A 21,650-nucleotide genomic window follows, 5' to 3' on the forward strand; every position below is an offset into this window, starting at 1 on the left:
GCCAGTCACACCGTGCTTAAGCTCCTCAGACATATCCGCGGAATAATCTTGATAGCCTTCAAACATCGTTGTCTTCTATTTTTCATTGTGAAGTTTTTTTATTAAGGGTGCGTGGTTATGAATTACCTTTCACTTTGTATTTATTCTTTCCTTTTTGTCTGAGTATAATCATACGGAAAATTATTATGCGTACTGTGAGATTAATTGATTTTTTGTAAATGACATGTCGTTTTTTGTCAGAGTAGCGCATTAACGGCCGACTTAAATTCACTAATTTGGCATGTTTATGCCATTTTTTCACGGATGATAATAGTGAGTTAAAATAAATAATTTACCTTAACTAATTGAAATTAATGATTTTTATTTTTTTCCTACCAAAAGGTAGCATAACAAGTCAGACATGCGTGTCTGTAGTATTCAACAGGGTTTTTTGTCAGGGTGTGTAAATGTCAAGATGTGTTTTTGTAGTCTTGTGAAGGCTATGGGATTAATCGTACTACCAGTGCTGCGTCGAAAGTTAAGATTTCCCATTCTGTACATCGCCAGGGTGAGGTTTGATCAATTTGAGATGTTTCTTAAGTGGTTAAGTGTTGAATTCATAAACTATCACATGATGAAGTGGGTGCTATGTGCCTGAAAATGAGAGATATAGCGGTTTCATCAAACTAAATAGCCAGGAGTCGCTGCTGATTATTCTTATTATGAAGCAGCGAAATGAAAAGCATGTGCCATGAAAAATAAGATAAATCGCCCCTTGTGTCGATATACATTATAAAAGTTATACGTCACTCTATAAAAGAGTCAGTTGTTATCATTTTTTATTATCAGTTTTTTGTTATTTCACAGGGATAAGACGTTTCTGACGTCTGGAATATTTTACGGAGCATTAACCTAACTATATGCATAATCATTACATTCTTAATGGCGCTGTTGAGTTTCATCCAGCAACCAGCACGTTGCGGGATCTGAACGATCCTGACAATGTCGTTGTATTAAACTCTCCGGCTGGTCGCTGTTTACTTTTGCTGATTGAACGAGTCGGCACTATTGTGACCCAGCATGAATTCATGGACATCGTCTGGGCGAAACGCGGGATGTTGGTCTCTTCCAACACTTACTACCAGAATATTTCTATCCTGAGGAAAGGACTTAAGAAGATCGGCTTGGTTGACGATCCGGTCGTCACTATTCCGCGTATTGGTTTAACGCTGGCAAGTGGTACACAGATAAAGAAGTTGCCGACCGAACAACGGGTAGAGGTCTGCCACGAAAATGCCCAATTTATTGACGAGAGTTCCCACGCTCAGGACGTCAAAATTTCTCTTCCTTTCGATACACCGGAAAGTCCTGGCATGATTATTGCGCCGAAAATCACCTGCATTAACAACGAGATGAAGATCTCTCCTGCGGTATTGCCAAGAAAGTCGGACAGGTTTTCACACCAGCGACTGGTCTTTTGGGGCATCTGCACGCTGCCAGTTATTGCGTTATTTTATATCATTACGGCGGGGATAAAGTTAAATGATGAAAGTCAGTATTTTTCCAGCTACCATTTTTTTTTAAAAACCACGCATGGCTGCCATATCTTTTTGTTGGATAGCATTGCCACCGGTGAAGCGCGTACGAAAGCGCTTGGGCATATTAGCGGGCTCAAAGAGAGCTGTGCAAATTACCCTTGGATGTATATCACACACCTCCCTTTGCTGCCGAGACTCTCAGTCATACGTTGTGATAAACCGATGAATGAATCTAACACCTGTATCTCAGATTACTTTTTTGAGGATAAATAGCGATGAGCGTAATGAGAATAAAGACAAATCGCAAGATAGTGATTTTACTATCCCTTACATTTGTCATTGCTATCGCAGGTGTTATTTATTCATTGTGGAAAAAATATGCTATCGAAAATTTTTCTTGTGCTGCCAGTTTCTCTCAACACTACAGTAATGAAAGTCTGGATGTTTCTCTGAATTATATTTTTCGGGAGAATGTCGGCATTATAAATATCAATGGTCATGCAACGTCAGATCCGACGAAAGTGTTCAACCGTAAGATCTCTTTTTCCTTACAAAAAAAACAGGATATATATTATTTAATATCAGATAATAATCTTAAATTTCCTGATGATACTGTGGAGGACAGTTGGTTGAGTCAGTACGAGCCTGATTTTTTTGTTTATGCGAATAAAAGCATTCATATGCGAATTGTTCAGCAGGCCAACGGCAGTCGGATTTTTTTCATTGCCACAGTTCCGACCTATGTTTGTAAGAGTTAGCGGGAGGTTAGGGACGGGGATTAAGAAATTATTCGCAGGAATCGGAATGAAAAAAGGTGCATAATTATCTGCACCCCAGATTGCTGACAAAGTCCTGGCCTCATGGACAGGACTTTGATCTAATAGGGTTAGGCTAATTAATGAGCTAACTCGCATGCTAAAAGAATCTGCGCCTCAGCAATATCAACTCGAAATGGTCACCCTCGAAGAGTTGGTCCCCAAAAACCATCTCGTGCGCAAAGTCGACGTCGCCATCGATTTCGAATTTATCCATGATGAAGTCGCGCATCTTTATTGCCATGACAACGGCCGCCCGCCGATTGACCCCGTTATCCTCTTTAAAATGATGCTGCTCGGCTACCTCTTCGGTGTGCCCAGTGAACGCCGTCTGGTCCAGGAAATTCAGGTCAACGTCGCTTACCGCTGGTTCCTGCGTATCGGGCTGACCGACAAAATTCCCGACGCCTCCACCCTCAGCCAGAACCGCATCCGCCGCTTCAACGGCACCGACGTGTTCCAGCGCGTATTCCACAATATCGTGGAACAGGCCATCGCGAAGGGTATGGTCGGCGGTCGCATGCTCTACACCGACAGTACCCACCTCAAAGCCAACTCCCGCAAATCATGGTCACCGGTATGCGCGGTTCCGTGGTTTGATGAAGGTGCAGATGCAATGCCTGTTGGCGGCAGCGGCGCAGAATATGAAAAAGATAGCGCTGCTGGCGCATCTTTGTCTTTTATTGTTGGTATACGGTGGGTTAGTTGAGGGTGTAAGAAGCGTTATGCGGGTTCAAAAAGTCATTGAAGGGGTAACGGGGAAAAATATCGCGCTCGCGACCTACGGTCGCTCAAAAAGAAGAACCCCACGAGAAATGTGGGGTTCGTCAGCAATCTGAGGTGCAGAAATAATCTGCACCTTTTTATTTAGATAATTAGACGAAAGAACCGTTAAATACGCTATTTACCCATTGGGTTGCAAGTGCAGATACTGTATCTGGGTCATTAAAACCAATAGATGCGCCAATGACTGCACCACTAGCCACACCGATCACGGGACCGACAATCACCCCAACGAGTTGGCCGAAAGAACCGATACCAAGGATGCCACCGCCGTCACCACCGCGGGCACCGCCAAAAGCGGCCCCTGCACCAAATCCAACTGCTCCAAGCAATATGGAACTTGAGAGTGCAGACAGCCAGCCAGCACCAGATACTTCGTTAATTTCCATTACGTTTAATTCGCGCATTTAGCTCATCCTTTAATAAATACAGTAAACAATAAAATTATGAATATCAGAATAATCACTCACTATATCGTGAGCAGCAAGTGTGTTCCGATGTGTTAAGTATGCATTTAGTAGCGTTTAAAATAAATAGAACTACTACTATTTTGCTTCTATTTTCCGATAATTAATTATATTGGCAGGTTGTTGGGCTCTTATTTCAACTTGATTTTATTTTTCATTCAATACAAAGTGCTTTACACAGTGCTTTAATCTACCTATTTCTCTTTGCATGCTTTCTTCGTCAGTATATACGCTAGTAAAGGTTATGATGTTATCTTTTGGGAGGCGAGAGGAAAAAGTGACCTGCCACATTTTGTTTCCGACTCCCTGGCCTGCAACAAAGTTAAATATTACTAGAATAGTTTCTGAAAATAGATCGCCTTCATTCAGTTCATCCATTTTAACGAAATTAAACTGATTGAAGATCTTCTCGGCGTTGGTTATTTGTAGCGTCATATGCTCGGCAAAAGTACGCCCTGGCAATAATTTATCGCGATTGATAGTAATTTGCTGGCCCTGTCGGAATGATACCACGTTAATATTCTGCGCTCTGATTTCTTCTTCAAAATCAAGGGTGCCTTCGAGGCAAATCAAACGATTATTCATATTCTCTCCTGAGTGTTTTATCCTGAGGCAGTGTGCGGGGGCACTGCCTGCCTTTATACATACTTTACGAGTCAGTTTGCCTGCAACACCTGTTGCGACGCGTTGACCAGTTTGATGAAGTCTGACTTAGCGATTTCCGTCGCACCAAAACGGTTGATCTGGATAATCCGGTCGGCGCTGAGGATCGTTTCCGGACGATGCGCGATGATCACGCGTGTAATGTTCATGTGCTTTATTGCATCGTTAATCGCGCTTTCTCTGGCGACATCAAGATGGCTGGTTGCTTCGTCGAGGATCAAGATACGCGGCTTTCGATACAGCGCGCGCGCAAGGATAACCCGCTGTATTTGTCCGCCGGACAACGATGATCCCATATCGCCGACCATACTGTTGTATCCCATCGGCATCGCCATAATGTCGCCATGAATTTGCGCAATCCGCGCCACTTTTTCAACGTGAGCTCTGTCAAGATTGGTGTCGAAAAAGCTGATGTTATCTATAATTGAACCGGCAAACAGGATGTCGCTTTGCATCACGCTGCCAATCAGATCGCGATAATATGTCATCCCCAGTTTGTTTTGGTCGATATCGTCCACACAGATATCGCCAGAGTCCGGCTTGAGTAATCCCAGCAGTAGTTTTGCCAGCGTGGTTTTGCCCTGTCCGGAAGGGCCGATGATCGCTACCGATTCTCCGGCCTTAACTGAGAAATTAAAATGGGTAAAAATCTCTGCATCGGTTTCGGAATAACGGAACGATAACGCCCGAATATCCAGCCGTACCGGCCCGGTATCTTCAGGCAGCGCCACGTGGTTTTCCATATTCTGTTCTTTCTCCGTTAACACGATGTCGGAGATACGTTCGCCATGCAGACGCAGCATTTTGAATTCAATTAAGGCGTTAATCAGTCCCGCTGAACGGGACATAAACTGGTCAGAAAAACTGATAAATGCTACCAGCATGCCGCTGGTGAAGTTGCCATCCAGCACCTGCGCGGCGGCCAACCAGATCAGCACGATTTTGCCCACGCCCGAAATAGTGCCCTGTAACGTACTAAATCCGATGGACAGTTTTTGAGTGGTAATGCCTTTGTTAGTGGATTCCACGGTTTCATTGGCAAAAGTTGAAACACGCAAATCTTGTTTGTTATTGAGCTTGATGGCCTGCACGCCACGGATAGATTCCAGCAGTTGTGATTGTGCCTGGGCCGAGGCCAGCAACTGATCTTCGTTGGCCTGACGGAACGGCTCAAAGGAGATCCAGCGGATCAGCCCATACAGCAGGAACAACCCGATGACCACGAAGGTCAGCGTGGCGTTATAGGTAAAAATCACACCCAGCGTCACCAGGGCCATCACGCCGTCGAAAATAGAAGAGATAAACCGCCCGGTCAGCGTGCTCTGGATATTCCCCAGTGAGCCGAAGCGCGACAAAATGTCTCCGACGTGACGATCTTCAAAATAACTTAGCGGTAAGCCCAATAAATGAGCGCACAGATTGCTCGACCATTGAACGCTCAGCATGCTGGAAAACCAGGTGGTCACCCAACCGCGCAGCGCACTAATCACATTCTGGAACAGCGTGATGCAGATAAACGCGACGCCAAGCAGGGTCAGCAAATCACGGTCGGCCGAAACCAGTACCTGGTCGATCACCCACTGCATGTAAAACGGTGTAATGATACCGAAAAATTCCAGTGCGAGAGAAAGCAAAGCCACTTGTGCAAAGGCAGAACCGATACCTGAAACATTACGGATCAGGCTCATCATCGAGATGGATTTTTTTTCATCCTTCTTCTCGAAATTCGCCGCCGGATAGATTTCAAGTGCAACACCGGTAAACGAACGTGAGACTTCATCCAGGGTGACCTTGCGTACGCCACGCGCCGGATCGTGGATCACAATTTTGTTTTTAGCGATGCTTTTTAGCACCACAAAATGGTTCATGTCCCAGTGAAGTACGCAGGGCAGGGACAGCTGATGCAGTTCGTCGAGTTCCAGGCGCACGGCACGACAACTCATGCCCAGCCTCTGTGCAACCGACATCACATCCGACAGCGTGCTGCCTTTCGTTGACGTCGGGAAGCGCTGGCGCAGTGACACCATATCCATCTTGTGACCGTAATAACCGGCGATCATCCCGACGCAGGTGAGTCCGCATTCTGCGGCCTGTGTTTGCCGTAACACCGGTAATTTATTGCGGAACGATAAATTAAGTTTGTGAAAAAGATCCATGGTAAACCTGATTAAAGAGTGAGAATTATAAAGAAGTCATTTTGCCGAGCGCGTTGAGCGGCTCGAGAACCCATTCGTAGATGTGGCGTTTATCCACGATAAAGTCGGCCTCTAGTCCACTGCCGGGCCGTAAACTCACTGGTTTTCCGTATGCCTGCACGGATTGGTGATCGATCGTGACTTTGACCTGATACATCGATTGTGAGTTCTGGCTATCCCCGGTGATCGTGGCAACTTCCTGTGGCGACAGTGCTGATTTTGATATCTCAGTCACGGTGCCATACTGTTGACCAAACTTTTGCCACGGGAAAGACTGGTAGCGCAGCACCACGCGCTGGCCTGGATTGATAAAGCCAATGGCACGGCTGCTAAGCATAATCCGTGCCTGTAGGTGCACATTGTCCGGAAGTACCGTTGCGATCGTCTGTCCTGCATTGACAAGTTGCCCGGATTTCACCAGCACGGCGCTCACTGTGCCTTTTTCGGGGGTCCGCAAATCCACGGAACGACGCGATTCGTTTTCCATCATTGACTGCGTGATATCCGATAGCTTTTGCTGAATGTCATTCTTTTGCTGGGAGTAGGTTATAGGTTGTTCGCGCAGTTGCTGACGTGCCTGAGCAAGCTGCTGGCGAACATCAATGCGCTGACGGGCCACATCCTGAAGACGCACGTTGGCATCCAGCAGGTCATTTTCTTGCTGCTCAACCTGCGTATTGGAGGCATAACCCTCAGTGCGCATGGCCTTGGTTTTACCAAGCTGCTTATTGGTCAGCGCGATCTGTTGCGTACGTTGGCGATAAATGGTACCCAGTTGGATAGATTGTAGTTGTAATAAACTTTCTTTCTCTTTCAACGCGTTGAGCGTTTCATCGTTGAGTTGGACGAGATTTAGTAATTGTGCATGTAGACCCTGCTGTTGCAGATCCAACTGACTGGCAATAGCTTCACGTGTCTGACCATAGCGACCGGTAGAAATTTCAGAAGAGACCGTCGCAATCTGCTGGCCTTTTTGTAGGCTGTCGCCTTCCCTGACGGGCAAGGCAATCACCGTTCCTGAGGTCATTGCGGTAATGGTCATCATGCCGCTTTCTGGCGTGAGAATTCCCTGGGCCGTTTCACGTTTGGTGTAACTGCCAAAGATGCAAAAAGCAATCAACACGACGACCAGCAGGCAGATCAGAGAAATGATCAGCCAGCGGAAGGGCGGGCAATAGAGCGCCACAGAACCGAGTGCTTTGGTCTTTTTGGCATCGAGGGATTCTTTACGAAATAAGTCGTTATTCATTATCAAAATCTACGGTCATGCCGCCCCACAGTTAAAACTTTTCATCGCGGCATAATCCAGCGCACCGATTGCCGATTTTAGTTTGACGATCGACTTGATCAGGGCGTTTTGTGCCTGAGCAAGATCCTGAATAGCCTGGAAGTAGTCCCTCTCGGCATTGAATTCATCAATCAGTGTTCGTTGTCCCATCTCCCGCCCGTACCGGGTGGAAGACAGGCGCGTATCTGCTGAACTGATTGCACGTTCATAGGCCTGAATACGTGACTGGTCGTTTTTCACCCCAGACGCCGCCTGTATCGCTTGTTGCTCGGCTTTGCGGCGTGCATCAATCAGTAAATCTTTAGTCTGTTCATAGCGGTGCGCCGCTTCCAGACTTTGCGAGATGTGACTTCCGCCTGCAAACAGGGGAATAGAAACATTCACACCGAAGGTAGTGTTGTCAGTTTTGGACGTGCTGCCAAACAGCTCATCCAGATAATTACCGTCTTCTGCACGGCTCCAGTTTTTTCCGTAGCCGGCCTGAAAAGTGACGACCGGCAGATGATTGGAGGTGGCCGTCACGATATCGGCCTGGCTGCCTTTCATGCTCTGAATGGCGGCCAGCACATCCAGGTTATTGGCGGCGGCATCGCGCTTTAACCGTGCAGGGAGGATCTCGTCAGTAAAGTGGATGCAGCTCAGGCTTTGATCAGAGATGCCTTGTGCATCAAGGCCGGTCAATTGGTGAAAAGTCACGTAGGCATCATTCAGGTCATTTTCTGCCGCCAGTTCATCGGCGACCGATTTGTCATAGTTTGCCTGCGCTTCAACTTCATCCAGTCGTGTACCGTCACCCACTTCCAGCGCTTTCTGCGCTTGCTTCAGTTTGGCGTTAAAAGCCGCGAGGATCTTCTGCTTGGTTTCCAGCACGTTACGCTGATACACCACGCCGTAAAAGGCAGTCACGACATCGCTGATCAGTTTTTGCTGTGCAATCAGATAATTCACATCCGCCAGATCGCCAATCACCACACTTTTGCGCCAGGCGGCATATTTCGAAACGTCCAAAATCGGCTGTGTCAGGTTAAAGCTGTAGTTATGACGGGTAACGCCTGCTGAATAGGTGACATCCGGTTGATCGGTTTTATTCCACGCACCATTGAGCGTGATTGCCGGTAATAGCCCGGCAAAACTCTGATATTTTTTCTGATTGTCTGCATCATGAACGCTGCGGGCAGCATTAATTTCAGCGTTATACGTATTTGCCGCAATAAGTGACTCCTGAAGTGACAGGGCGCAGGCGTTACCGGATAGCAATACGCCTCCCGCGAGCAGGGTGATTATTTTTCTAAACATGACATTCCAAAAAATTGAAGAATTAAAAATAAGTATTCTGATGCAAGTAACGCAATAATTCACTTTCATTTTTAAGATGAAGTTTATTCATCGCATTACGTTTTTGTGTTGAAATAGTGCTCATGGCGCGACATTTTTTTGACGCGATTTCCGAAAGTGAATATCCCTGCTGAATAAAGTTTATAACTTCCCACTCCTTCAGTGTTAATACATCATAATCTTGTTCTAAATGAGCCTGGATTGAGGCCGAAATATAAGGTTCTGCTATGCGGGAGTCCATCACACGAAGCAGCGCTGCTATCAGTTCCCGCGGCGTGTCCTGCGAACTGATCATGATGTCCACACCGGCATCGACCATTTTTTTCAGCAAAGTTGCTTTCATATTTTGGGCAAAAAAAACTGTAATAGTCTGCTCGTTATCGCAAAGTGTTGCCAGGAATTTTCTAATTTCCGCTTCTTTGAAATAGCCATCAAATAGACAGGAGGAATTAATCATGACGATGTCAATTTCATTTTCTTCTACTGCCTTTAAGAGAGAGTCTGGAGTTTGAAAGTGCCGGAGGTGAAAATTAATGACATTCAGTTCCCACTGGATATATGAGGCAATCAAATCATAGGACATATGGTATTTGTGAAAATACGTAATATTAAGCGTAGTGAGCGTTGTCTTTTTCATAAGTTACTTGAGATAGATAAAAATGGATAAACCGTTGAGCACAATCCGTTGTATTTTCTGGCCATAATCTCTTATGGCCAGAAAAGCTCATCTTTTACTTATAATTGCCGCTGATAAGTGGTTGCCTTACCGTAATCGTCAATCACTGACCAGCTCATTTGTCGGGTATTTCCCGCTTGCGGAACCGGTATAGTGGCTGAAGATTTGGGGGCAATCATCGTCGGCTGGAGTTGTTTCCCACCCAAACTGACATGCCCCAGCGTCATATTGTAAGGCGTTGGGTTATCCACCCGCAGTGCACGGTCTTGCGGGTTACCGTCTTTGAAGGTGAATTTTAGTGCTTTCCCGATTTCTTCATCCGGCGCTTTAAGGCCGACAGGGCGTACAAATACTTTTAAACGGATACGCAGCGGTATAATAACCTTCTTATCTTCTGGACCTGTCGCCTGTGTATTTGGCGGGATCTGATAAATATTCAGCCAGTACACGCGTTCACGGTCGGTCGGTAACTCCTGGCGGCCGAGCAACATGATGCGCAGGTTACGTGATTCTCCTGGCCCCAGTTTAAATACCGGCGGCACCACAATCAGCGGGGTATTGATACGATCAGGCGGAGAAAGCGGACTGTTATCATCCGTCCACACCTGCACCAGCGCAGGGGCTCGCTCTGAGTTAACCAGAACCAGCGTTTCCGCCATGCTATCTTCATTAAACACCAGACGACTTTGGGTGCTGTTGACCACGGCACCAGCATGGCTGACGCTCAGTAGAAAGGCACCTGCCAGTAAGGTATTACTGAAGACTGACAATAATTTGTGCTTGCGCATTTATCGACCCTGCTTGTACTGATAACCCTGGGATTTGTTCAAGCGATGCGGTAAACGTTCCGCCATAAGTTTTACCACCCGATGGAGTATCGCCGGTTTCGCTTAGCAATTCGGCAAATCCGTACCACCCTGCAGATGAACCTGTGCCTGTCGTATCTTTGCTGGACAGTAAATTTAGTGGTGTGCCATCCAAACCGTAAATACGAATGCCGACACCAGAAGCAACGCCAGTTGCGCCATAATTATCATCCAGCAAATAGCTAATCCCACCTGACCCGGTTTGTAATCCCAGGGTACTCGCCTGCGCTAATGCCGCAGCTTGTGTGACCAGGAATCCCATTGCCACTGGCGCGTTCGTGGTGTTCGTCGTCGTCCCGGATACTGCACCAGAATCGCATGTAATGGCGACATTAAAGGTATTAGTACTGGTACCATTGTCTCGGAGTCCACCGACGCTGATCGGCGGCAATTGCACGACCTGATCGAAATCGCCTAACGTACAGGTATTACCTCTGATAATTGTGGTGGAACCGTTTCTCATGCTCCATAACGCAGAGTAATAGGTTGCTTTATCGCCGCCTAATGCCCCCTCAGTGACACCTGAGTTGACCAGTCCTCCCTTGAATACAACCAAACCTTGGGGTGCTATAACTTGCCCGAAAGCATTACGCGAGGTAACACCCGCAACGTCGGCCGTTTTGAGCAACTCAAAATGGGCATCACTGAATGCGGACGCCTTAATATAAATGCTGGAACCCTCGGTAATATAGTCATCACTGGTTAACTGGCGTTGCTGCCAGTAACTGGTGTAATACAGACCAGTTTTTGTGTTCATAATGCGATAAGCAATGCCTGTCGCTGGAGTCACGTAGCCACCTTCTATATCTGTAGCCTTTTGACCGCCGTAGATGGCACCGCCTACAGCATTGAGTGTATACATTTCATATAGCTCATTGGCATCGGCCAGCGCACATTTGATTACGATTTGATTGGCCGCATAGGGGGTCACCAATGCGGAACTGATAAAAGGAAGGTCCGCACTGGCCAGGACCGTACCGGCGGGTGCCAGCGACTGCGCTCCGGTCCCCATAATAAGCGTACCGAAGGAGATCGGTTTTGCACCGGCGTTGAAGACCCCTCCCCAACTTGCAGCGGTGTACCCCTGATCAGCCACCGACTGTGGCATTGCTGAGTTGCCGGTTGCGCCGATCTTAGTAATTTGGAAACAAACTGCATGTGCCCATGGGGAACACACCATAAAGGCTAAGGTTATCAGCCAGGTTTTGAGTGTCGTGATTTTAAATTTCATGGTTACGCTATTCTCACTGGTTGCAGGTCCCGTTTAAATGGACGAAGTTATTTCCTTCGGTTTTCTTAGTCGGCAACTGGTAATTAATACGGCAATTTTTGCTATTTCCCCAACTAACAAATAAGGTGCCGGAGGCATCAGGAAGTCGTGCATAAACCTGCCCGCCCTGACCCGCCATCCCGACACTGTTGCCATGACTGTCTTTGACATCCGCACCCATAGGTACCGGCGCACCATTTGACATTATCGCTGTGATCAGGGCTGGGGAACCGCCCAGGGTTTTGAATGCAATTTTGGGCACTGCACCCAGTACCGGGACGACGCGCACATTTCCGCCTTCCAGTTCCACGTCCTGGGCCATGGAGTTGCCGTCAATGCTGATGGTGTTGTAGCGATAAGGGGTAAGCGACGGTACGATCGCGTAGCCGAAGGCATCAACTCGTGCGCCTTGTGCGTTATTGATACGTGCACCGCTGGCACCTTTTGCCTCAACAACGGCAAAGGTATCGCTGGCGTACGGTCCATAGGTCACGCCGCCGGAGTGCAGGGCCAGTGTGCCTGAGGTACCCAGACCAATCTGGTTATAGTCATTACTGTGAGCATATGAAGCGCGGAAAGTCCCCAAGCGGGTACGCTCCTGCACATTGGTACCCCACGACGTGTCATGACTTTTACCTTCTCCCGCTTCTCTGTACTTGTTGTAGCTGCTGTAAAGTGAATAAGTGAAATCGCTCTCTTTGCCTGCCGAACCGGAGAGGGTGGTTATCGCCGACGTCGAGTTTTTGTCCCTGGAGGTGTCGAATGACACAGTGGAACGGGAATCACGCCAGTCGAGTGGAATGGATAGGCCAATAGACACCACGTTCTCGGTGTATTTCTGGTAGCGGTTGGCGTCGTAATCGGAGTCACTTACGCTGTAAATATTTTGCGTGCTCCACGTTGAACGCTGCCTGCCAACATTGAGGTTGTAACTGATTTTCTTCCACATATTGTTGTAGGAAAATTGCAGCTCAGTGATACGTGAACGGTTGTTGTAGTAATCCGCACTGCTGCCGCTCAGTGTCAGGGTGCCGTACTCTTTCATATTTTGGCTGACGGTCGCGGTAAAGCGGTTCCGCTGCTGAAGCGTATCGGAATAGTATTCAGAGCCACCATTTGACTGACGGCGTACCCCCAGCACATCCTGTAAATCACGGTAGCCAGAAGTGGAATAGCGATAGGCTGCCAGCACCAGATTGGTATTGGTCGGGAAGGTTTTGCTGTAGGATGCTTCAGCACGCCAGCCGTTTCTGGTTACACCGTTTTCTACCGTCGCATGTGACCAGGTGGTGTTCAGAGAAAGTGCACCCAACTCTGATGCCCAAACGCCGCCTGCCAACAATGCCTGATAATTATTCGCGAAGCGTGCGCCACTGTTGGCAGTAATGCTGTTATTCAGGCCGTACTGCAGAACACCCTCGGTGAAGGCATTCTGTACGGAATAATAATTTCTGACTTTACCGGCCGCGAACTGATAGCTCAGATTTCCCGGACGCATTGAGCTCGGCACCGCAGCGTAAGGCACGGTGAAGAAGGATGATTTGCCATCGGCTTCAATGATCTGAACTTGCAAATCCCCCTGGCTGCGGGTGTTGTTAAGATCGTCGATCAGGAACGGGCCGGGCGGCACCTGTGTTTCATAAATCACATTTCCCTGCTGGCGGATCATCACTCGGGCGTTGGTCGTCGCCACGCCGCGTACCTGCGGCGCATAACCTCGCCTGCTCTGTGGCCACATGCGCTGATCGGTGGCAAGTTTCACACCGTTAAACGGCAGGGAGCCAAACATCGAGCTGTCGGTATAAGAATCGCCCAGCATCAGTTCGCTGGAGATGGTCGGCAAAGGGCGTTGCAGCCACGTTCGCACTGTGTTCCATTTATAAGAACTCCCGGCGGTGCTGCTTTGCATATAACGTGCATTTGCCTGATGGCGTAATTGCCACATGCCCATATTTGCGCCAGCATTCACCATGCTCCACGTATAGTTGTAGTGCGAGTTACGCACCATATTGCGTGTAAAGCTGGTGTTATGTCGCAGGAATACCAGTGGCATCCCTGCGCTCCATTCTGAGATCGGAATATAATCGCGTGACGTACGGTTAAGCAGAATTTGCGGAATAAAAAACTCCAGCGTTAACGTCGATTCTTTAACGTTCCAGCTTCCCTGCTGGGCGATGATCTGACTTAAATATTGGCATTGCTGATTGTCCGATCCTTTTTTCACTGATTTCAACTGTAATAGGGTGATCAGTTCAGCATCCAGGCAAGGCTGAGCACTTTTATCTGTTGCATTAATCTTAAGAAAGCTAACCGCAACCTGACTTTTGATTTTTGAGCCGTTAAGGCTGATATCCAGGATTTGCTTTCCTTCAGGGATCGCGATTTGTGTTTCGTTAAATTTATTCAGATCGATGCTTTCAGAAAATTCAGAACCCGCCAGCAGATGGCTATCAAATTGATAGTCTGCGGCAAATGCTTGTTGTGATAATAAAGATGATTTAATGACTAGCGTAAGTAGAGCTAAACGAAAATACACGTTTTTATTTTTAGCTGAGGTATTATTTTTGTATTGTGTAATCATGGGTTATCACCGCTCCATAGTCGTTAACCAGCCCTATTTCTATTCCCTGAGCATTATGTCCTGTTATTTTCTTTGCACTCAGTGCCACATCCTCATAGCCGAAAGGTGAAATCATTACGGTTTTCTCTTTCGCCCCTTCGCCGTTCACTATGATTTTGACCAGTGATATGTAATAAGGCGATGTATTAGTGATGCGGATTTTTTTCGATGAAATATTACTGAACGTCAGGTAATCAAATATTTTTTTGTTATTCGCTTTCAGCGTCGATGGTCGGTAAAATACTTTGAGTCTGTTTTTTAGCATCACGACCATTTGATTTCCTTTATCACCACCGATGTTCCTTGGCGGAATTTGCAGGAAGTTAAAGTAAAAAATGGATTCGCGATCCTGTGGTAATGTAGAAGCTCCGGTATAGAAAATTCGTAATACCTGACCATCTTTTTGCGCTATTCTGAAGGTCGGTGGTGTGACAACAAAAGGCGCCTTTCCTGTTACCGGTGTCGACTTGTCATCACCGCTGTCAAACCATGCCTGTACAACATAAGGGATTTCATCGTTATTTCTTAGTTGCACATCTACTGACTTTGCATCAGATGAATAAATTATTCTTGAACCCGTCATGACTACACTTGCAAGCGCAGACTGACAAATACCAAAAAACAATATTAATAAGAAAATATTACGCCATATTGAACGGAACATAATCGATCCCTTGAGTGTTCTATAAATTAAATAAGATGCCATCCTTGGCAAAAGTCCCTCTGAATAAATATCCAGAGGGATGACGCTTCCCTGTAATAACTAAATTAGTTGTAGGACACTGCGTATTGCATAGTGGACTCAACTGCGCCGGCTTTTGCTGCGGCTGTCGCATAGTATTGTGCTGTGTAGGTTGCAGTAGCAGCACTTTCTTTAGCGGCCACAGTCAGGTCACCGGCACCATTGAATGCTCTAGCGTTGAAGTCGATCGCTTTAGAAGCGGTATCCAGGATCTGGATATCGACATTTGTCGCAGCATCTGTTGCTGCCAGATTGCCAAGGTTACCTTCGGTAGTGATGTTGTTACCAACGAACACGGATGATACCGGTGTGGGAACGGTGGTGCTGCCGGTACAGCCGCTCACGCCGACATCGAAGGTTGTCTGACCTGCAACAGAGCCTGCTGTAGCCAGTGCTGAGGCTTTTACCGTTGGCAGCAGAACAATTGGCTTAGCGCTGTTACCATTGATGGTCACACTACAGGTTTCGCTGGTCACTTCACCTTGGAACGTTACAGTATTATTAGAGGCTGCAAACGCCTGAGAGGCAAACAGAATAGATGCGATAGAAACAGATAACAATGTCATTTTTTTCATGACTGAAATTCCCTATAAATAGATTGAGTAATCATTTATCGATGCAGCGCTGCATTTTAATTTTCGCCATCGCACTGCATATCCTTTTATTCTGATGCGGTTGAGAGTTCGGTCTCTAACTCACCTCCGTGCTATCGTAAGAGGTGAGAATAGATAGAAGTTCACTGTCAATGCATCAGAAATCCTTGTTAATCATTACCGGGTTTTTTCCTTGTAATAATTTACCAGCAAATAATAGATATAGTTTGTAAGTTTGTGTAGTGACGTAGTCTTAATAAATTTGAACTGGCTTGCTATTTTTATGAAGGTATATGAATGGATAAGTGGGTGGTGCAACTTCACAATAATTCATAATGGTTTGTCGGTTAAATTAAAGGGCGCTTTGTCATTTTTATGTATAAATGATGTTGGGTTCTTTGCCGTGATAACGTATTGTGAAGTAGCGGATTTACAAAACCTGTCCGTCATTGTATTTCCAGTTATGATTCAAAGTGTAATTTACCTGACACAACAAAAGATAAATAATGCGTGTTGCTTAAGTGTGGGGGTAATAATTGTTAACGTGAAAATAAGAGTGAAGACATGCAGGATAAAATGGATGATGATTATCATTTATCAACAGACACCATAATAGTGTATTTTTATGCGGGTTTTTCATCGATAAGTTCTTTAACTGTGAATTCACCCGCTGTATTTCTGCGTTCAACCATGGGTTCCACGGGATAAAAGGAGTATTTGATGGAAGCGCTTATTAAAAATCCCACAGCCCTCAGGTTAAAGCCTCTCATCGCGTCTTTTGCCGCTGATTCAGTTCGTTCAACAGAGGATAAATTACACATCGGAGTTATGCTGTGGCATGATTTTCCGTTGCTCGCATTATCCGGCTTGATGGGCGCTCTTCGCTATGCGGCGGGTGCTGAGAATAAAAATAAGAAAAAGCATTTCCTGCTCAGTATAATCAGCGCACAACCTGGTAATCCCATCATCAGTAGCGTGGGGATCAGTGTGACGCCCGATACTCCTCATCATTCTCCTGATTTGTTTGACTACATCGCGGTTGTTGGCGGCAATTTAACCAGCTTTGGCGGAGTGGATACTGCTGATCGCCGCTACATTTTACGGGCTCATCAGGTCGGCGTACCCATTATCGGTATCGGCACGGGCAGCTTTATACTGGCCAAAGAAGGCTTGAATGAAATGCATCGAAAACTGCTTTATGCCGCAAAAAAATGCTGAAAAAAAACGGTCATCCAGCACCTAGCGAGCAGGTATTTAATCTGAAGGTCCGATTTTGGTTTACAGGTCTGGTGGCACAATACAGGCAAAAAAAAGCCCGCTGACAGCGGGCGAAAAAAACATCAGTATTGCTTTGGTGTATGAGGTCATACGCCGCCATTGTAGCCAGGTAGCTAGAATGCAATTCATTAGTAAGCTATACAATTAGTACTCTGTTTGATTAATAGCATTTTGGCCGGACAAAAAAAACCGGCTCGAGGACCGACTGGGGAAATACATTATGAACGGCGGCTGATTGCAATGTCTTTATCGTCGACCACGTGAAGCGTGCGGTAGCGGTCAACCCACATTGCCGTCGCTCCACAGACCGCGACCGGGAGAATAACCAGATTGAGCACCGGAACCATGGTGAATAGGCTGACCAGAGCACCAAACTGTAAGTTATCAACCTTGTGCCGCCCCAGCGAACGCCGCATGTCGAGGAAATTCACCTTATGGTTATCAAATGGATAGTCACAGTATTGAATCGACAACATCCAGGCACTGAACAGGAACCATAAAACCGGAGCCACAGTCTGCCCAATGCCGGGTATGAAGAACAATACCAGTAGCACAATGGCGCGGGGCAGGTAATAGGCCAGTTTCTGCCACTCACGTTTCATGATACGGGGCAGATCCTTCATGATGCCCAAGATACTGCTATCGGGCAGCGTTTTCCCTGTCAGCTTAGCCTCGAGCTGCTCGGCGAGCAGGCCGCTAAAAGGCGCAGCGATGATGTTGGCGATGGTGCTAAATAAATAGCTGAATACCAATAACACGGATAGCACGGCAATGGGCCACAGTAAGTAATCGAGCCAGCCCAACCAGGCCGGTATTTTACTCATCATTGCCGGGATCCACTCACCCAGCTTCGCGAACAACCACCAGAATGCGCCACCCATTAAGATAATATTGACCAGCAGCGGTAAAACGACAAAACGTCGGATACCAGGGAGGGAGATCAGTGACCAGCCGCGGCTGAAATAGTGGACACCATTGACCCGATGAGCGCGTTGCGAAGATGCCATAAATGAAATTTTCTCTCTAAGTTAAAATCTGTGAGCTATCATATCGGTATGATTTAACACTGACTAGCCGATGATTGGCTGAAAAAGCAGCAAAAGAGTTGCCTCAATCATGTTTATTGGCAGAAAGTAGAGTCGAGACTTGCACTTATCAACTCAGGCAAATAGAGTTAGGAATGCGAATGTTTGCCGTGTTGGCAATAGATTAGAACAACCTAGAGATAGCAATGATGCAGGATTTGCGTCTGATATTAATCGTTGTTGGCGCGATCGCCATAATAGCGTTGTTGTTGCACGGTTTGTGGACCAGCCGTAAAGAACGCTCTTCGCTTTTTCGCGATCGTCCAGCTAAACGTGTGAAAAAAGAACGAGAGCAATCTCCTGCCGACGATTTCGTTGACGGGGTCGGTGAAGTGCGTGTACGCCCTGCTTATCCGCAGGATGAACCGTCGCTCGGCCAATATGACGAACCTGAGCAGCCCGCTCCAGTGCGGGCCCAGCCACAACCTCAGCGTCAGCCTGTTAAGCAGTCAACTTCTGTACAGGATGATCCTTTGCTGAGTGGTTATTCTGCTGCTGATCCGGCTGATGCTCCGCGACGTGAACCCGTGGTCGATTTTTCTCATCAACATGATGAGAAGCGTACTACACCGGTTCCTCCTGCTGAAATTCATGCGGATAAAGCACCTGCCGCAAAAGCTGAGCCTCATAACGATGCGCCTTTTGCACCGGCTGAAGATCAGCCAGTAGTAAAAGAGAAACTGAAAGAAACGGTTCTGGTATTGCATGTTTCTGCCCATCAAGGTGGCGTGATAGGCGGTGAAGTGCTGCTTAACAGCGTGCTTCAGGCTGGTTTCCAGTTCGGTGCCATGAACATTTTCCATCGTCATGTCAGCCCGGCTGGAAGTGGTCCGGTTCTGTTCAGTTTGGCTAACATGGTTAAGCCTGGTTCTTTCGACCCTGAGACCATGACTGACTTCTCAACGCCAGGTATTACGCTGTTTCTGATGGTGCCTTGCTACGGCGACGCGCATCAGAACTTCAAGCTGTTATTACAGTCTGCGCAGCGTATTGCTGACGATGTGGGTGGGATGGTGCTTGATGATGAGCGCCGGATGATCACGCCACAAAAACTGGAAACTTACAAAGCAAGGATCCGTGAGGTTCTTGACGCTACGGCCTGACCACAGGCAGTAAGTATCCCGTTGTTATCTCCTTCCCAATGACCCCCGCTTGCCGGGGGTTTTTTATCTTCATGGTGAGTCATGGCCACAATCGAAAATCAAATCAATCAATTGCGCACCCAATTGCGCCATCATGAATATCAGTACCATGTGTTGGATACCCCCGAAGTGCCTGACGCGGAATATGACCGGCTGATGCGTGAACTGCGCGAACTGGAAACCGCAAACCCCGAACTTGTCACCGCAGACTCACCGACTCAACGCGTTGGGGCTGCACCTATCTCGGCTTTCCAGCAGGTAAAACATCAGGTACCCATGTTGTCGCTGGATAACGTGTTCGACGATGAAAGCTATCTGGCATTTTATAAGCGAGTTCAGGATCGTCTGAAAACTACCGAGCCGCTGACATTTTGTTGTGAACTAAAACTCGACGGGTTGGCCGTTAGCTTGCTATATGAACATGGTGAGTTGATTCAGGCCGCCACGCGCGGCGACGGCACGACAGGCGAGAACATTACCGCCAACGTACGCACCATCCGTGCGATACCGCTGCGCCTGAATGGCGAGCATATTCCGGCAAGGCTCGAAGTGCGTGGCGAAGTGTTTATGCCGCAGTCGGGCTTTGAAGCGATGAACGAAGAAGCGCGCCGCACCGGCGGCAAAGTCTTTGCTAACCCGCGTAACGCCGCCGCCGGCTCACTGCGTCAGCTTGATCCGCGTATTACGGCTAAACGTCCGCTGACCTTCTTCTGCTACGGTGTTGGCATACTGGAGGGCGGTGAATTACCCCGCAGCCACGTTGATCGTTTGCAGCAACTAAAAGCCTGGGGCTTGCCGGTCAGTGAGCGTGTGCGCGTATGTACTGGCAGCGATGAAGTGCTGTCATTCTACCGTCAGGTGGAAGAAGAGCGACCGACGCTCGGTTTTGATATTGACGGTGTGGTGGTCAAAATTGATTCGCTGGATATCCAGGAAACCTTAGGGTTTGTCGCCCGGGCACCGCGCTGGGCAACCGCCTTTAAATTTCCGGCGCAGGAACAGATAACGCGGGTCAAAGACGTAGAATTCCAGGTGGGGCGCACCGGTGCGATTACGCCCGTCGCCCGTCTGGAGCCGGTACTGGTTGCCGGTGTGATGGTCAGCAATGCGACGCTGCATAACGCCGATGAAATCGACCGGCTGGGACTGCGGATTGGCGACACGGTGATCATTCGTCGCGCCGGCGATGTCATTCCGCAAGTGGTGGGTGTCGTGCTGGCTGAGCGCCCTGAAAATGCGCGTGAAGTGGTGTTCCCAACCCATTGTCCGGTCTGTAACTCTGATGTCGAACGCGTTGAAGGCGAGGCCGTGGCCCGTTGTACCGGTGGGCTGATTTGCGGTGCGCAGCGCAAAGAAGCGCTTAAACATTTCGTCTCCCGCCGTGCGCTAGACGTGGATGGCATGGGCGATAAAATTATCGACCAGTTGGTGGAAAAAGAGTACGTCAAAAACCCAGCTGATCTGTTCCGTCTGACCGCAGGAAAGCTCACCGGGCTTGATCGCATGGGGCCGAAGTCTGCACAGAATGTTGTTTTAGCTTTGGAAAAAGCCAAAGAAACTACGCTGGCTCGTTTCCTCTATGCCCTCGGGATCCGCGAAGTTGGCGAGGCTACGGCTGCGAATCTGGCTGCTCATTACGGCTCAATTGACGCACTGCGCGCAGCGAACGTTGAGTCGCTGAAATCCGTGCCTGAAGTGGGAGATGTTGTTGCTAAACATGTAGTGAATTTCCTGTCCGAAGAGCATAACCAGCAAGTAATTGATGAGCTGCTCAGCCCAGAAATCAACATTCACTGGCCTGAAGTACAGGTTATCGTTCCTGAAGAGATTGACAGCCCGTTCTCCGGTAAAACCGTGGTGCTGACCGGGTCACTAACGGTGCTTTCACGTGATGAAGCCAAAGATCGTCTGACTGCGCTGGGGGCGAAAGTTTCCGGCAGCGTGTCGAAAAAAACCGATCTGGTAATTGCCGGTGAAGCGGCGGGTTCCAAACTGATTAAAGCACAGGAATTGGGGATTGAAGTGATCGACGAAGCGGAAATGATCCGTCTGCTGGGTGAATGAATACCATGGAAAAAGAAGACCTGATTGAAATTGCTAACATGAAAATGCCCTTCGGCAAGTATGCCGGGCGTGTATTGATTGATTTACCTGAGGAATACCTGCTGTGGTTCGCCCGCAAAGACGAATTTCCGGCAGGAAAATTAGGCGAACTGATGCAGCTTACACTGGCGATCAAAAGTGAAGGTCTGCAGAGTCTGATTAACCCGCTGCGCCGCAGTGGCCCGGGCCTTTCCGGGACTGACGAGTAACTT

At 47.8% G+C, this 21,650-nt stretch carries 19 protein-coding genes and 1 pseudogene; 8 read left to right on the plus strand and 12 right to left on the minus strand.

Features of this window, described 5'->3' with window-relative positions; genetic code table 11:
• Window positions 1-899 precede the first annotated feature (899 nt).
• From ACMV8I_RS19630 to ACMV8I_RS19645, 4 genes and pseudogenes are all read left to right on the plus strand, one after another.
• The gene (locus ACMV8I_RS19630; RefSeq protein ID WP_498866874.1) at window positions 900-1,790 is read left to right on the plus strand and encodes a winged helix-turn-helix domain-containing protein; all 891 of its coding nucleotides are present in this window, start codon (window positions 900-902) and stop codon (window positions 1,788-1,790) included.
• A 2-nt stretch (window positions 1,791-1,792) separates the two neighbouring features.
• Window positions 1,793-2,275, plus strand: a complete 483-nt coding sequence (locus ACMV8I_RS19635) for a YqeJ family protein (protein ID WP_498866875.1) — start codon at window positions 1,793-1,795, stop codon at window positions 2,273-2,275.
• A gap of 154 nt (window positions 2,276-2,429) precedes the next feature.
• Window positions 2,430-2,897, plus strand: a pseudogene (locus ACMV8I_RS19640) (transposase); the annotation flags it as partial.
• 34 nt (window positions 2,898-2,931) lie between these two features.
• Entirely contained in the window at window positions 2,932-3,171 is a 240-nt protein-coding gene (locus ACMV8I_RS19645; protein ID WP_498866876.1) for a hypothetical protein, read from the plus strand.
• A 36-nt stretch (window positions 3,172-3,207) separates the two neighbouring features.
• Here ACMV8I_RS19645 and ACMV8I_RS19650 read toward each other — a convergent pair whose 3' ends face one another.
• The 11 genes from ACMV8I_RS19650 to ACMV8I_RS19700 form a co-directional block, all read right to left on the minus strand.
• Window positions 3,208-3,522 carry a colicin V synthesis protein gene (locus tag ACMV8I_RS19650; protein WP_498866877.1) on the minus strand — a complete coding sequence of 105 codons (315 nt, stop codon included), beginning with the start codon at window positions 3,520-3,522 and terminating at the stop codon, window positions 3,208-3,210.
• 207 nt (window positions 3,523-3,729) lie between these two features.
• A complete protein-coding gene (locus tag ACMV8I_RS19655; RefSeq protein WP_498866878.1) occupies window positions 3,730-4,167 on the minus strand; it encodes a DcrB-related protein in 438 nt (145 codons plus the stop codon).
• Between the two features lie 71 nt (window positions 4,168-4,238).
• A complete protein-coding gene (locus ACMV8I_RS19660) occupies window positions 4,239-6,401 on the minus strand; it encodes a peptidase domain-containing ABC transporter (RefSeq protein WP_498866879.1) in 2,163 nt (720 codons plus the stop codon).
• A gap of 25 nt (window positions 6,402-6,426) precedes the next feature.
• Complete coding sequence (locus ACMV8I_RS19665; protein ID WP_498866880.1) at window positions 6,427-7,689, minus strand: HlyD family secretion protein; 1,263 nt, start codon at window positions 7,687-7,689, stop codon at window positions 6,427-6,429.
• A 15-nt stretch (window positions 7,690-7,704) separates the two neighbouring features.
• Window positions 7,705-9,024, minus strand: coding sequence for a TolC family outer membrane protein (locus ACMV8I_RS19670; RefSeq protein WP_498866881.1), 1,320 nt, complete (start codon window positions 9,022-9,024; stop codon window positions 7,705-7,707).
• Between the two features lie 22 nt (window positions 9,025-9,046).
• Entirely contained in the window at window positions 9,047-9,700 is a 654-nt protein-coding gene (locus tag ACMV8I_RS19675; protein ID WP_498866882.1) for a helix-turn-helix transcriptional regulator, read from the minus strand.
• Window positions 9,701-9,798: 98 nt separating this feature from the next.
• Window positions 9,799-10,527, minus strand: a complete 729-nt coding sequence (locus ACMV8I_RS19680) for a fimbria/pilus periplasmic chaperone (RefSeq protein ID WP_498866883.1) — start codon at window positions 10,525-10,527, stop codon at window positions 9,799-9,801.
• The gene (locus tag ACMV8I_RS19685; protein WP_498866884.1) at window positions 10,493-11,836 is read right to left on the minus strand and encodes a fimbrial protein; all 1,344 of its coding nucleotides are present in this window, start codon (window positions 11,834-11,836) and stop codon (window positions 10,493-10,495) included. Before ACMV8I_RS19685 ends, ACMV8I_RS19680 begins: the two co-directional genes overlap by 35 nt.
• 13 nt (window positions 11,837-11,849) lie before the next feature.
• Window positions 11,850-14,456 (minus strand): fimbrial outer membrane usher protein, encoded by a 2,607-nt coding sequence (locus tag ACMV8I_RS19690; protein WP_498866885.1) that lies wholly within the window; start codon window positions 14,454-14,456, stop codon window positions 11,850-11,852.
• On the minus strand, window positions 14,434-15,159 hold the full coding sequence (locus ACMV8I_RS19695) for a fimbria/pilus periplasmic chaperone (protein ID WP_498866886.1): 726 nt from the start codon (window positions 15,157-15,159) through the stop codon (window positions 14,434-14,436). Before ACMV8I_RS19695 ends, ACMV8I_RS19690 begins: the two co-directional genes overlap by 23 nt.
• 104 nt (window positions 15,160-15,263) lie before the next feature.
• Window positions 15,264-15,812: a fimbrial protein gene (locus ACMV8I_RS19700; RefSeq protein ID WP_498866887.1), complete on the minus strand. Its 549-nt coding sequence runs from the start codon at window positions 15,810-15,812 to the stop codon at window positions 15,264-15,266.
• A 738-nt stretch (window positions 15,813-16,550) separates the two neighbouring features.
• Between ACMV8I_RS19700 and ACMV8I_RS19705 the strand changes: the two genes are divergently transcribed.
• Window positions 16,551-17,048: a type 1 glutamine amidotransferase family protein gene (locus tag ACMV8I_RS19705; RefSeq protein WP_498866888.1), complete on the plus strand. Its 498-nt coding sequence runs from the start codon at window positions 16,551-16,553 to the stop codon at window positions 17,046-17,048.
• Between the two features lie 278 nt (window positions 17,049-17,326).
• Here the strand turns inward: ACMV8I_RS19705 and cysZ are convergent, their stop codons facing one another.
• Window positions 17,327-18,115 (minus strand): sulfate transporter CysZ, encoded by a 789-nt coding sequence (gene cysZ, locus ACMV8I_RS19710; protein ID WP_498866889.1) that lies wholly within the window; start codon window positions 18,113-18,115, stop codon window positions 17,327-17,329.
• Window positions 18,116-18,339: 224 nt separating this feature from the next.
• Between cysZ and zipA the strand changes: the two genes are divergently transcribed.
• The 3 genes from zipA (at window position 18,340) to ACMV8I_RS19725 (ending at window position 21,647) form a co-directional block, all read left to right on the plus strand.
• Window positions 18,340-19,296 carry a cell division protein ZipA gene (gene zipA, locus ACMV8I_RS19715; protein ID WP_498866890.1) on the plus strand — a complete coding sequence of 319 codons (957 nt, stop codon included), beginning with the start codon at window positions 18,340-18,342 and terminating at the stop codon, window positions 19,294-19,296.
• 81 nt (window positions 19,297-19,377) lie between these two features.
• Complete coding sequence (gene ligA / locus ACMV8I_RS19720; RefSeq protein WP_498866891.1) at window positions 19,378-21,399, plus strand: NAD-dependent DNA ligase LigA; 2,022 nt, start codon at window positions 19,378-19,380, stop codon at window positions 21,397-21,399.
• Window positions 21,400-21,404: 5 nt separating this feature from the next.
• Window positions 21,405-21,647 (plus strand): DUF3820 family protein, encoded by a 243-nt coding sequence (locus ACMV8I_RS19725; protein ID WP_463735624.1) that lies wholly within the window; start codon window positions 21,405-21,407, stop codon window positions 21,645-21,647.
• Window positions 21,648-21,650 lie beyond the last annotated feature (3 nt).

Origin of the sequence: Ewingella sp. S1.OA.A_B6 (genome assembly GCF_049889095.1) — a bacterium.
In the GTDB taxonomy this organism is placed as follows: domain Bacteria; phylum Pseudomonadota; class Gammaproteobacteria; order Enterobacterales; family Enterobacteriaceae; genus Ewingella.